At 52.0% G+C, this 13,364-nt stretch carries 7 protein-coding genes; 5 read left to right on the top strand and 2 right to left on the bottom strand.

Going from position 1 to position 13,364, the window contains the following annotated elements:
- Positions 1-7 precede the first annotated feature (7 nt).
- Both dmul_RS19360 and dmul_RS19355 read right to left on the bottom strand, forming a co-directional pair.
- The gene (locus tag dmul_RS19360) at positions 8-2,860 is read right to left on the bottom strand and encodes a PHP domain-containing protein (protein ID WP_144016640.1); all 2,853 of its coding nucleotides are present in this window, start codon (positions 2,858-2,860) and stop codon (positions 8-10) included.
- 12 nt (positions 2,861-2,872) lie between these two features.
- On the bottom strand, positions 2,873-3,643 hold the full coding sequence (locus dmul_RS19355) for a glycerophosphodiester phosphodiesterase (RefSeq protein ID WP_020878186.1): 771 nt from the start codon (positions 3,641-3,643) through the stop codon (positions 2,873-2,875).
- Between the two features lie 353 nt (positions 3,644-3,996).
- Between dmul_RS19355 and dmul_RS19345 the strand changes: the two genes are divergently transcribed.
- The 5 genes from dmul_RS19345 to dmul_RS19320 all read left to right on the top strand — a co-directional run bounded on the left by dmul_RS19345 (position 3,997) and on the right by dmul_RS19320 (position 13,259).
- Positions 3,997-5,439: an RtcB family protein gene (locus tag dmul_RS19345; protein ID WP_269466183.1), complete on the top strand. Its 1,443-nt coding sequence runs from the start codon at positions 3,997-3,999 to the stop codon at positions 5,437-5,439.
- Between the two features lie 456 nt (positions 5,440-5,895).
- Positions 5,896-7,830: an HD domain-containing phosphohydrolase gene (locus dmul_RS19340; protein ID WP_159449747.1), complete on the top strand. Its 1,935-nt coding sequence runs from the start codon at positions 5,896-5,898 to the stop codon at positions 7,828-7,830.
- Positions 7,831-8,056: 226 nt separating this feature from the next.
- Positions 8,057-9,679: an ABC transporter substrate-binding protein gene (locus tag dmul_RS19335; protein WP_020878183.1), complete on the top strand. Its 1,623-nt coding sequence runs from the start codon at positions 8,057-8,059 to the stop codon at positions 9,677-9,679.
- Between the two features lie 598 nt (positions 9,680-10,277).
- The gene (locus dmul_RS19325; RefSeq protein ID WP_169829056.1) at positions 10,278-11,684 is read left to right on the top strand and encodes a S8 family serine peptidase; all 1,407 of its coding nucleotides are present in this window, start codon (positions 10,278-10,280) and stop codon (positions 11,682-11,684) included.
- 225 nt (positions 11,685-11,909) lie between these two features.
- Positions 11,910-13,259 carry a phosphomannomutase/phosphoglucomutase gene (locus dmul_RS19320; RefSeq protein WP_020878328.1) on the top strand — a complete coding sequence of 450 codons (1,350 nt, stop codon included), beginning with the start codon at positions 11,910-11,912 and terminating at the stop codon, positions 13,257-13,259.
- The last annotated feature ends 105 nt before the right edge of the window (positions 13,260-13,364 follow it).

The raw sequence follows: 13,364 nt of genomic DNA, 5'->3' as shown, positions 1-13,364 counted from the left end.
GCGGCCTTCAGGAAGCGGTGATATTCGGTGGTTTGCCGCCCCTGGATTTTTTCCGGAGCTTTTTCAACCACGCGTGGAAATCGATCAGATGGCTGTCGAGCATGTCGATCAGCACGATGGCTTCGTTATGGGTGTATTTGGATAGGATGAACCGGGAAAGCGCCGGGGTGACGTGGTGGGGCGCGAAACGCTCGATCATCAGATCGAGATCCGCCGCACCGGATGCTGCCTGCCGTTCCCGATCCCTGGCATCACCCTTTCTGAAAACCCCCAAAACAGCCGCCTTGAGGCCGCCTCTGCCCAGAAGGATCTGTGAAAGCCCGCTGGCGCCCCTTTGGCGCTTGCCCCAGATATAGAGGGTATCCATCATCGCGGTCATGCGGGCATCCCTGTCCCCGGACCGGAGCTGGGGCAGGATTTCGCGGTAGTCCCGTTTTCTGAGAACGATTTTCTGCTGAAACTTCCCGGTGCCTTCAATAACGGCTGCGACCACGTCGGACCAGAACTTGGCCTGGACGATGCTGGGCACCTGCATCAGGTTGCCGACAGGGGAAAAGGCGGCTGAAAACGGCCACGCCAGGATGCTCCTGAAGAAATTGGCGCGAATGACGCGGTTGTCGAACCGCCTGATTTTGTTGTGCGCCGAGATATAAAGGCCGTTGGCGATGCAGATTACCAGAAATTTGAGCCACACGAAAAGGAGCCCGGTGAAGGCGAAGTGCCAGGAATAGTCGAATCCCAGCTTGACCATTCCCAGGACGGGAACTGAAAAGCCGGTCCAGAAGAGGGATTGGGTGGTGTTGTCGAGATTGACGTCCCGAAAGGACCATGCCTTGGGGCGGGGACCTGAAAAGGCGACGAGATCCACGAAGACGTTCCGGAAAAAGGTAATCCCGAACCAGATCAAGGTATATTCCCAGCCGATCCAGAGGTAGGCCGGCAACAAGCCGATGACGACGCGAATCATATTCTTGAGGGCTGGGTTGAGGTAGCGCCAGGCTCGCCGCAGTCCGATATTTTCGATTGGTGCTTCGTCACCCACCAGGTTGGGTCTGAAATGGCCGCTTTTGCCCAGGCAGTAAATCTCGTCAACGGTACCGGTCGCCCTGTCGTTTTCCGGATCCGGACTCGATCTGCGTCCCCCGCCGTTGATCAGATCTGAAACAGGTCGGGGCAGGCGATAATGGGTCTGACAAAAATATTTGCGGGATTTTTTCGGAATGCGCGATTCCCGAATGAATCCCATACCCGGAACCTGGGGCTTCCACCCGGTGGCGGCGCTGGCGGCTATGGGAACCAGAAGATTCCGATGGTATTTCTCAAAGGCGCTTTCGAGGCGGGATTTGTCTATGGGGCGTCGGTTCAGATCCTCCAGGAATTGCTTTGCTTCCGACAAGGTGCCGGTGTTGATCAGGCTCACGAAGCGCGTCAGGCGCATGATTTCAGAAGGGTCCCGACCCATGCTGTCCCGCATGTTCATCAACTCGATCTGGTCGATGTAAGGGTGAGCGGCAAGAACGGTTTCCACGGCCGATTCGAACCCGTGTTCCAGGGGGTGGTTGAAGGTGATGAGGGCCCCGGATTGTTTCAGGTCCGGCATGATGTCGGCTTCGGAGGCAAAAGCGGAATCGTAATCGAAGATATTTTTTCCTGAAAAGTATTCGCTTTTGATGTGTGCCGGGCTTAAGGTCGTGTAAAGTTCCCGGATGCGACGATAGGTTGCCGAAATCTGCTCCAGTTCCCATCCGGTAAGGGTGTCCTCTCTGAAGAGCTGTCGGGAGATTTCGAATTGGGCTTTCAGAAGGAGCACCCGTCTTTTCAGGACGGCTTTCAGTTGCTCATAAAGCAGTTCGCTCAGATGGTTTCGGGAAAATTGATCGTAGGGAACGATTTTTTCGAGGTCCGCGAGCTGAAGCGGCTGAAGTGCGAAGATGCTGTCTTCGGCGAATCCCTGGTTGATGTTGATGAGGTGGGTCCGGTTGAAATGTTCCAGGATCTCTGTGATAACCCGCCGTCGATGGTTTCGATTTTCATCCAGTCCGTCGTAAAAATGGGCGAGCACCGCGCAGTTCGAATTGAAGAATTCCAAAAAGGCCTCAAACGTGACGGCGGGCGGAAGAAAGAGAAAGTGTTTTCTGCGGGTTCGACGCCCTACGCTGAACTCGATGCCGATGGATACCTCGACACCCAGTATCCTTCCGGCTTCCATCGCTTCAAAAACAATATCCCGGTGGGGAATGTCGTAATAGGCCAGGGTGAGGCGTGAGATTCCCTTGATGAAGGCGTCCAGAACCAACTGACTCGGGGTTTTTCTGCCCTCTGAGAGGTTGTCGTGGACGTGGGCGTCCCACCCCATGTCGAGGTTCTTCAGGGGTTGGCCGGTTTCCGGAACCTCCAGCCGCTTCAGCTCCTTCAGAAATCTTCGGATGGTGGCCTCATGACCGTAAGAGGCCAGGGAAAAATCCGCGATCATCTCCATCTGCCGACGGCGGTTTCGGATGTTCTTGACGGCTTCCTTCATGATTTCCGTCTGGACGCGGGCGGTATTGAGGGGCATACTGATGGTTTTGGCGTGCAGAGATAGCATCACCAGGGTTTTGAGAGCGTGAAGCCGGTTGTGTACTTCGCTGCGCACCAGTTTCTGGGCGATCCGGATATAGGATTCGGCAATACCCATTCGCCGCTTTCGAAACGCACGGTTGAATCCGCCGGGATGGGAGACTATATCCGGCGTCGCTTCTTCGGACTGCTCGACTTTCCGATTGAGCATCTCCGCCAGATCCCGGATCTGGTCGTTGAAGCTTACCGCATCGATGAGACGGTTGAGCCATCGTCTAAACCGGCCGCGTCTTCGATCCACCCACCTCCCCATTTATGAAACCCTACGCCCGCATCTCAGGTCCATATCGACCGCCGTGGGATCATCCGTGTAGATGCCGTCCACCCCCATGTCGATCAGTGCCAGAATGTCGTCGGGTGCATTGACCGTGTAGGCAAAGACCTTCAGTCCCAGATCGTGGGCGTTTTCAACACGGGTTCGATTCAAATCGCGGTAGTGGGCATTCCAGGAAAAGGCGTCAATTTTTCGGCAGGTATCGAAAACACCGGTGTCGGTTCTGCCTTTCGTCAGAAACGCCAAATTGGGTTTCGGGGTCATCCGAGCCAACTCTGCAAGAATCTCCGCCTCAAAACTGGAAACCAATACATCCGTCAGAAGGTGTCGATGATGCAACATACGCCATATCTGACGTTCGATGGCGTCTTTCGGGTGTCGAGGGTCGTAGGCCTCGGGTTTGATTTCGATATTGACGGTGGCCCGACCCCCTGCCAGCGTCAACACTTCCGTCAAGACAGGGATGGCTTCCCCCGAGAAACGATCTGAAAACCAACCGCCCGCATCCAGCATCTTCAATTCAGTGAGGGTGTAATCGGCAACCTTGCCGCGGCCGCTTGTCGTTCGGTAAAGGGTTTCGTCGTGAATGACCACGATTTTCCGGTCGCGTGTCAGCGTTACGTCCAGTTCGATCATCTGGACTCCTGATTCGAGGGCTTTTTCAAAGGCGATCAAGGTGTTTTCCGGATATCTCGCGCTGTAGCCCCGGTGGGCGATGATCAATGGATATCGGAGACCGTCTATTTTCATTGGACTTCCTCAAGAGGAGGCGATAGGCGTTACGAACAACCGGATGATATTACAAATTCGTTTAGACGTCCATGGAAATATGGATATCCCGGTGGATCAGAAATCATTCAACGGGTTGCGACGGCATTGACCTTTGGTTTTTTCTGGAACCGGGCATATCTTTATTATTAATGTTCGAAATTATTAATGTTCGAATTCATGCGGCCTTTCTTCAAAAAGATTCAGCGCTGCTGCAAGCATCCCGCCATCTCGCAGGTCATGCCGATCCGGAGAATGGAACCGGGTGGCTGATATCTCGGCGCTGAAGCCGATGAAAGGACGCCGGTTGCCGCCAAACCGAAAAAGGGGAGGTAATGATGACAAGGGAACTCATCAAAATCAATGACTATGTGTGGGAGTTGCCCAGGACCGGCAATATGCGGGTTCCGGGCAGAATTTATGCCGACGGGGACATGATCGCGGCGATACGGCAGGAAGATACGTTGATACAGGTGGCCAATGTGGCCTCTCTTCCCGGTATCCTGAAGGCCTCCATGGCCATGCCGGATGTTCATCAGGGTTACGGATTTCCCATCGGTGGAGTGGCGGCGTTTGACTGGCAGGACGGCATCGTGTCTCCCGGCGGCGTCGGATATGACATCAACTGCGGGGTGAGGCTGGCGACTACCCGGCTGGCGGAGGGGGATGTGAGGCCGCGTCTGGAAGACCTGGTGAACGGGCTATATCGGAACATTCCTTCCGGAGTCGGCTCCCAGGGGAGCGTCAAGCTCACCGAGCGGGATGAAAAAACCGTTCTCAGGACCGGCAGTCGATGGGCGGTCGAGAACGGCTTCGGCGAAGAGAGGGATATCGAGCACACCGAGGAGGGGGGAGTGCTTCCCGGTGCAGATCCCGGTGAAGTGAGCGACCGCGCGATGCTTCGGGGCAAAAAGCAACTGGGAACCCTGGGATCGGGCAACCATTTTCTCGAAGTCGGTGTGGTGGACGAGATCTACGACGATACGGTGGCTCGGTCGTTCGGCCTCTATGAAGGGCAGGTTACGCTGATGATTCACACGGGGTCCCGGGGCCTGGGGTATCAGATCTGCGACGATTTCCTGGCCGTCATGGCACGACATGTCCAGACCCTTCCATTTGATCTGCCCGATCGTCAACTTTCGTGTGCCATGATCCAGTCTCCCCAAGGTCAGCGCTACCTTTCCGCCATGGCCTGCGCCGCCAATTACGCCTGGGCGAATCGTCAAATCCTCATGCACCTGGCTCGGGAGGTGTTACTGAATGTGCTGCATATTTCACCCCGAGACCTTGCCATGCGGTTGTTGTATGACGTCTGTCATAATATCGCCAAAAAAGAAGAACATCTGATCGAGGGTAAACGTCGCACCGTTTGTGTTCACCGGAAAGGGGCGACCCGATCGTTTCCGGCCGGTCACCCGGCGGTCTGCGCCGCCTACCGGTCGGTTGGGCAGCCGGTGCTGGTTCCCGGCGACATGGGGAGGGCGTCCTATGTTCTCGTGGGAACGGAGACGGCTCTCGCGGAGACATTCGGCTCCACGTGTCACGGTGCCGGCAGAGTGTTGAGCCGGACAGCCGCGAAAAAGGCCGCCAAAGGCCGGGCCATTTATCGGGAGTTGGAGGACAAAGGTATCCTGGTCCGGTGGACCGGCCGCGGCACGATGGCCGAGGAAATGCCGGATGCCTATAAGGACATTTCCCAGGTTGTGGCGGTTGTGCACGGCGCGGGCCTTTCTCGTAAGGTGGCACGGTTGCGGCCCATGGCCGTGGTGAAGGGCTGATGTGCGTTCGTATCGATCGATTTCAGGGTCAAAACCGCCGATATCCGGCTCGAGGAATTATGAATTAATCTGATTTCGAATGAGGCCGGTGCATTTATGTTTGAAATTTCCGAGTTTTTGTGATGTATTTCACATATTCTTGGCCAAGAAGAATATAAAAAAAGTTATAGTGTTTTTTTCAGGGTTATACGTTACTGATCCGATCATAAGTGCATGACCGTCGATCGCGTGCTGTTGATACTGATTTACGTTTTTATATCAACAAAATGGAGGAATGCGCATTGTCTGAACAATTATGGTCTTCCTGGTAAAAAATGCCTTGGTTTCGATTCAGATGACGGGCAACAATGTCTGATTGTATAAACCGTGGTTTTGGTGGAGTCGTGACGTAATGGATCCGATGTTGATATCCCGTGCTATGAACCTGTTTTATTCTCGTGCGAAAACATGTTGATCATGAAATCGATAGCACCAAAACAGAGAGCTGATATTGGCATTCGCCTGCAGACCAAATTCATGATCGGCATCATCCTCCTGGAGTGCATGATCATGACCATTACCATCATGGTCGTGGAGCGAAGGATGCACAACTCGATTTTAGAGGAATTCCTGAAACGAGGGGTCACCATCGCCAAAAACCTTGCCGCCGTGAATACGAGCCTCGTCTCGACATACAACTATGTCGGCATGGAACAGAACGTAGCCAAAACCGTTTCGGAAAATGAACTCGTATATGCCTCGATCCAGCTTTTTGACGGTGAGACGGCAGCCTATAAAGGTGTCCCTCGCTTCAAGGCGTCCCTCTTAAAATCGCTGCCCGCCACCCAAGTGTCTGACGCTGGAAGCGTCTCGGTCCGATACCTCGTCCTGGATAATGACCCTAAACAGAATATCTGCGAAATTTCCGCACCTATTACCGTCCTCAAAAAACATTGGGCCACCGTACGGATCGGGTTGTCCCTCGAGTCCATGAATGCCGGCATTGATCAGACCCGGAGAACACTTCTGATTCTGGGCGGTATCGTTCTCATCATAAGTTGTTTGATCTCCGTGCTTTTTTCGACACGCATTACCCGGCCGATCGCCACATTGATGAAACATGTCGAGGGTATTTCAAAAGGAGACTATGACCAGGAGATTCGGGTGGAATCCCGAGACGAAATTGGTTATTTAGCGCGCCGTTTCGGAAATATGCAGGAAAAGCTGAAGGATCACATTCGAATCATAGAGAATTCCAATGCGGAACTGACCCTCACGAACCAACGGCTCAGGTATCTTTTTGATGCCAGTCAGGCCATGACCTCCCTCAAAAACCACGATCGTCTTTATGACCAGATTCTGGAAGTGGTACTTTCGGCCACCGATACCATGGCTGCATCACTTTTGATCGTAGAGCCGGATGACTCGACTCGAATGGTGGCAAGCGTCATCAAGCCTTCGGTGAACGAGAACGATCGCGTGAAATATCATCGGCTTCTTGAAAAGCCGCCGCTGCTGGATGCGGAGCCTCTTATGTTTATCAGTGAAAATGCTTCTATATCCGGTCTCGGTTCACCGTTCGTCAAGTCCGGCATCAGTTCCTTTCCTGAACTCGAACGCATCTCGATACCACTGCGTCAGTCCAAGGAGATTGCGGGATTCATCAATCTTATCCGCCGTCAGAGAAGCATCATGATGCTGGGGGAGATACAGACCCTCTGTGTCCTGGCCAGTCAGACCACTACGTCCATCGAAAATATTAAATTATTCGCTCAACTGGAAAACGCCTATATCAGTTCCATCAAATCTCTCGCCAAATCACTGGAATTCAAGGATAAATACACCCACGGTCATGGAGAACGGGTGGCCAACCTGAGTCGAGAAATCGGCAGACGGATCAACCTGGACGTTCATTCCCTTCAGGTCCTCTACAACGCCGCGTTGCTTCATGATATCGGGAAAATCGGGATCATGGATAATATACTAAATAAAAGCAGTAGATTGAATAGGTCGGAGTGTCAAGTGATCCAGCAGCATCCCGTCATTGGTGAGGAAATTCTTCAACCCATCGTATCTCTCAGAGAGGAACGACGCATCGTCCGTCATCACCACGAAAGAGAGGACGGACGAGGGTATCCGGATGGATTGATGGGCCATCAGCTCTCTGTATCGGAAAAGATCATCATCGCAGCCGACGCATTCGACGCCATGAATTCCAGAAGAAGCTATCGGGATACGCTTCCGGCGCTCCTTATCAAAACCGAACTGGTCAACAATAAAGGACAACAATTTGACTCCGATGTGGTGGATGTCCTTCTGGAAATTTATGAAGAGCAGTTGGCAGTCAGAAACCCACACGAATTATTTGAAGAAAGCCGATTGATTCAACTGCCGATCGCCAAACGAACCTGACCCTGGAAAAGCGCCCTGGACCAGTTTTACGCTTTTGTGGCCGATTGGACAGCGACTGCGATATCCTGATTTATAGTGGCCGTTCGGTGAACCCTTCCCGGGTAGATGTGATCTGAGGCCTGTCGCATAACAGGCGGTTTTCGAGTGAGTTTCAGGAAAGAGCCATGAAGCCTGGAGGGTGTTATTTCCTTAAATGGAATCCCGATGAAAAGGAGAAGAAGAGAAGATGAGACTGTTAAACATGATCCGTAAACGACATCTATTGACGTTTTTGGCGACGCTCACATGGGGGGTGTGGGCTACCTTGGCCTGGGCGGCTCCAGGACCGGTTCCCGGAGGAAAATACAATATTCCCCTTTCCGGGGAACCCAATTCGCTCGATCCGGCGTATATTACCGATATCTATGCCGTGAATGTGGCTAACAACATCTTCGACGGTCTTGTGGAGTATGACAAGGATTTGAATATCGTTCCCGCCATAGCGGATATCTGGAAGATCGCGAGAGATCACAAATCCTATACGTTTCTCCTTCGAAAGGATGTGCGATTTCATAATGGCCGACAGGTGACGGCTGAGGATTTTGTCTATTCATTTCAAAGGATCCTCGATCCTGCGACCCGATCCCCTGTGGCTTCGTTCTTTTTGAACATCGAAGGCGCTAAAGCGTTTCGCGAGGGACTCGCCGATAGGGTCACCGGGCTCGTCGCCAAGGATCCGCAGACGCTGCTCATCCGACTTGAGCAGCCTTATGCGCCTTTCCTCTCGATACTCGCCATGGCAAACGCCAAAGTGATACCCAAAGAGGCTGTAGGAATAGATTTCAGGACAAATCCTGTGGGAACCGGGCCGTTTCGTTTCGAGACATGGACATCGGGAAAGGGCATCATTCTCTCGGCAAATGACGGATATTTTAACGGGAGCCCTTTCCTTGACACTCTATATTTTCAGATATATCCGAACAATGAACTCGAAAATATTTTCAGCGATTTCGAGCGGGGGTATCTGGAAGAGTCCATCATTCCCAGTGACAAGTATGAAATGATCAAGTCCAGTGCGGATTATGCAAAACGATATAACCTTGTCAGCAAGCCGTTGCTCAACCTTGTTTATGTCGGAATAAACGTCACCATACCGCCTTTGGACAATATTAAGGTTCGTCAGGCCATCTCCTATGCGGTAGACACCGATACGATCGTGAAGGAGATCACCAAGCGGGGAAGCATCAGGGCCAAGGGAATCCTCCCGCCCGGTCTGGCCGGATTCAATCCGGATTTTGTTGGATATACCTATAATCTGGATAAGGCCAAACAGCTTCTGGAGGAGGCTGGTTTTCCCAACGGTAAGGGGATTCCGCCGCTTGAACTGTGGACCTTTTCCAAATCCGAGAGCGTTCAGCTTGAACTTCAGGCCTACCAGAAATATTTGAAGGCCGTCGGTATTACGGTGATCCCCAGGGTGGCCGATAATTGGCAGCATTTCCTGTCCTTGATCGACGAAAAAAAAGTACCGCTGTTTTATGCCGCCTGGTATGGCGATTATCCGGATCCGGATAATTTTCTTTATGTGCTCTGTCATTCCAGGAGCCGAACCAACCGGATGGGATATTCAAATCCCATCATTGATCAGGCACTTGAAGAGGCCCGACGAGAGATGGACTATATGAAACGGGTCGAAATCTACCGTGAGGTCCAACGTCTGGTCATGTCGGAAGCGCCGATCATCACGCAACATGTCAACAGCTTCAACTATCTGTTTCAGCCGTGGGTAAAAGGAGTTGAAATCAGCTATTTGGGAGGCGCTTACATCCCTTTCCGCAAGGTATGGATTGATTTCAAGCCTCAAAAATGAGGACGTAGACATTATGTTTGACCGAAAATGTCGAGCATATGGCTGAATTCCTCGGTATCTGATTGGGTACCCGTACCCTGATCAGAAGGCATTGCGCCGGCCGATCGGCAATGCGCCGTATTTCGGCTTTCCACGATTTGCCTGAATTATTTTGGCAATTCCCGAACAAAATATAAATGAATTGTTCCTTGTCGGAAGAGGAGATTTTTTTTAAAATCATTTTATAATTAAATTCATATGCTTTTTTGACGGGTGACATCTTCTAAATGCGTAACATTTTATAATATTTTAAAAAACAAGTATCGAATTGAATCGATAATCATGGGGGGAAGAGATGAAATATTTGAAATTGATGTGGTATACGGCTGTTGCCCTGACGGGCTTGATGTTCGTGGGGCTTACACCCCTTTGCGCCCAGAGCTCGAGGTATCCCCTTGATAATCACCGGAACTTGAGACATATCCTTGATAATCACCGGAACCCGAGGCATCTCCTTGACAATTACCGGAAAAAGATTGTTCTGTTCAATGAAGGCAGAACCTGGTCAGACGTTCGGGCTTACGCCAGGGAATGGAGACAACGGGGTGTTGTCACATTCATGGAAATTCCCATCATCGACGGACTGGTGATGGGGGTTCCGGAGCGCGTGAGCGATGCGGAAATGGCTGCGGACTATCGTATTTCATCCATAGAGAGCGATCTTGAACTGTCCGGCAACGAAAGTCTGTACGGCCAGGGCGTCAGTTTTATCAGGCCGTTGACGCGTTCGCCTTTTCTGGACAGGCAGCAACATCGTTACGAGGCGCCCTGGAGCGTTCTCAAACTGTTTGACCAACCCTATGACGATCGTTTTTTTTCTGGCGTGCTTCAACACGATAACATTCCGGATCCGGTTGCTTTTGCATTGAAAAAATTAAAAATGAACAGCGCACCCGTCGCCATTTTTGATACGGGTATGCAAGCGTATCATCGTTATTTATGGCGTATTGCAGAAAGCGCTGTTAACGTCGTGGAATTCGTTGAAAGCGACGATATATTTAAACTCAAAACTGAAACGGCCTTTGATGATAACGGTCACGGGAGTCATGTCGCCGGTATCATCGGCGGAATTCTGGACCCCCAACATCGATGGGGAGCAGGAGCGAATATTGATCTTTATTCCGTCAAGGTTCTGGGTGATGACGGCATGGGCTTTCTCTCCAATATTATCTATGGCCTTCAGTGGGCCATTGATAACGACATCAAGATCGTCAACATGAGCATCGCTTATCGTCAGGACAGCCCGGCCGTGAGGCGGGCGATCCAGGAGAGTGCCAAAGCCGGTGTTATCATGTTGGCATCCGCAGGAAACAAATCCAATTATGATCCAAATATTACGCTGAAAATTACTGCGGATGGCGGATCAGCGGATGGCGGATCAGCGGACGGCGGATCGGCGGATGGCGGATCGGCGGACGGCGGATCGGCGGACGGCGGATCGGCGGATGGCGGATCGGCGGATGGCGGATCGGCGGATGGTGATTTGAATAATGCTCTCCCGAAGTTCTCAGTGATGTATCCTGCAAGATATCCGGAAGTCATTGCCGTTGGCGCAAGCAATGCCTACGGTCGGTTGGCGACGTTCAGTAATTTTGGAGATGAGATAGACATTCTGGCGCCGGGCGCCAATATTCTATCTGTGGATATTACCAATGGTGATGCCATGAAAGGTCTTGGGATTACGAGCGGTACCAGCATGGCGGTACCCTATGTCACAGCTGCCGTAGCGATGATGCTCGCTGTTGATCCGGATATGAATTCTGAAGAGATAAGGGAAATTCTTACCGGAACGGCACATCTCATGGCGGGGGGATCTACTGTCGGTGACCTGAATCTGGTTGCTGCCTTGGAGGAGGTTATCTTCCGACTTGGCGACAACGCGTCCCGCGGCGACAACAGTAAGAAGCATTACAGAAAACGATTGAAAGCAAAGATCAAAGCCGCCAGAAGGGCTGCCTTGAACTGAAACAGACAGCTGTCCGGAGCTGTCTGTTGATGCAATGATTTTTTCTGAAGATCTGAGTGATATCAACCCTGTAATCTACAACCCGAAGCCATGTGCTTCGGGTTTTTCTCGATATCGGATCGATGACGGTCGTCCCACACATGGCCGGCCGTTTTGGACAATCGTTGATTTGAAATAGCGGACCGCGGTAAACCGCATCAAAGCCATATCAATAAAGGAATATCGATGAATCCTGAAATTTTTAGAGAATATGATATCAGAGGGATTGCCGGCAAGGACATCTCGATTGAAGAGGTCCGGTGGCTGGGCCAGGGGATTGGTACCTTTATGGTCCAAAGGGAGTGTCGCAAGATGACGGTTGGACGCGACTGCCGTATTTCGTCAAATGATTTTGCAGGGGCTTTGATCGAGGGTTTGATTGCCGCAGGGTGTCAGGTTACGGATATCGGCATTTGTCCGACTCCCGTGCTCTATTTTTCTATTCAAAGCCTGAAACAGGACGGCGGCGTCATGGTCACGGCGAGTCACAATCCCAAGGAATACAATGGCTTTAAAATTTGCATCGGGTCCGATTCCGTACATGGAAAAGATCTGCAGACGATCCGCGAAATCGTAGAGGCGGGTCGCTTCATCAGGGGGGTGGGGTCTTGTTCAAATGCTCAAATCATCCCTGAATATCAGCGATTCGTGGAGGAGAACATCATTCTCGCCCGACCGTTGAAAGTGGGCATCGATGCAGGCAACGGCACGGCCGGCGTGGTAGCGGTACCCATTTTGAAGAATCTCAACTGTGAGGTTCATGAACTCTACTGTGAGATGGACGGCACCTTCCCCCATCACGAAGCCGATCCCACGGTTCTCGATAACATGAAAGACCTTATCGCTCTTGTTCGAAAGCATGAGTTGGATGTCGGCATCGGTTACGACGGAGACGGGGACCGCATCGGCGTGGTGGACGAAACAGGCAAGATTGTCTACGGTGATAAACTCATGGTCCTCTATGCAAGGGAAATCCTTTCCCGAAGACCCGGATCGGTGTTTATTTCCGAGGTCAAATGCTCCAAGGTGATGTATGACGACATCGAAAGGCGGGGCGGACGTGCCGTGATGTGGAAGACCGGCCATTCCCTGATCAAGGCTAAAATGAAAGAGGAACGGGCGGTTCTGGCCGGCGAGATGAGCGGCCACATGTTTTTTGAAGACCGTTATCTGGGCTTCGACGACGCCGTTTATGCCTCCTGCCGTCTGTTGGAGATTCTGGCGGCCACGGGTCGGCGGATTTCGGACCTGCTCTCGGATCTTCCCCGAACCTATACGACGCCCGAGATCCGGATTGATTGTCCGGACGACAAAAAATTCGGTCTCGTGGAGAAAGCGATCGGATATTTTAAAACCCGTTATGACATCATCGACATCGACGGCGTTCGCATTCTCTTTGACGACGGATGGGGGTTGGTGCGGGCCTCCAACACGCAACCGGCCCTGGTGTTGCGCTTTGAGGCTGTGTCCGAGGCTCGCTTGAAGGAGATCCGGCGTCTGGTGGAGTCGGTTCTATCCGATTTGAACCGGTCATGATGTATTACAATGCAGGTATATCCGGCGGAAGCGTTGAATAGATGGGGTCGATCCGATAAAAATGGCGGATTGTAATCGGAATTGCAGCGGTCGATCCGAGGTGTA

This window comes from Desulfococcus multivorans, assembly GCF_001854245.1.
Classification (GTDB): Bacteria; Desulfobacterota; Desulfobacteria; order Desulfobacterales; family Desulfococcaceae; genus Desulfococcus; species Desulfococcus multivorans.
Note: the sequence above shows the minus strand (reverse complement) of the source record. Positions and strands in the feature narration are given on the sequence as shown.

What these genes read in the sequence shown, in the direction of transcription:
- dmul_RS19325 (WP_169829056.1), top strand. Translation starts at nt 10,278, where the DNA reads ATGGAAATTCCCATCATCGACGGACTGGTGATGGGGGTTCCGGAGCGC.
- dmul_RS19355 (WP_020878186.1), bottom strand. Translation starts at nt 3,643, where the DNA reads ATGAAAATAGACGGTCTCCGATATCCATTGATCATCGCCCACCGGGGC.
- dmul_RS19345 (WP_269466183.1), top strand. Translation starts at nt 3,997, where the DNA reads ATGATGACAAGGGAACTCATCAAAATCAATGACTATGTGTGGGAGTTG.
- dmul_RS19335 (WP_020878183.1), top strand. Translation starts at nt 8,057, where the DNA reads ATGAGACTGTTAAACATGATCCGTAAACGACATCTATTGACGTTTTTG.
- dmul_RS19340 (WP_159449747.1), top strand. Translation starts at nt 5,896, where the DNA reads ATGAAATCGATAGCACCAAAACAGAGAGCTGATATTGGCATTCGCCTG.
- dmul_RS19320 (WP_020878328.1), top strand. Translation starts at nt 11,910, where the DNA reads ATGAATCCTGAAATTTTTAGAGAATATGATATCAGAGGGATTGCCGGC.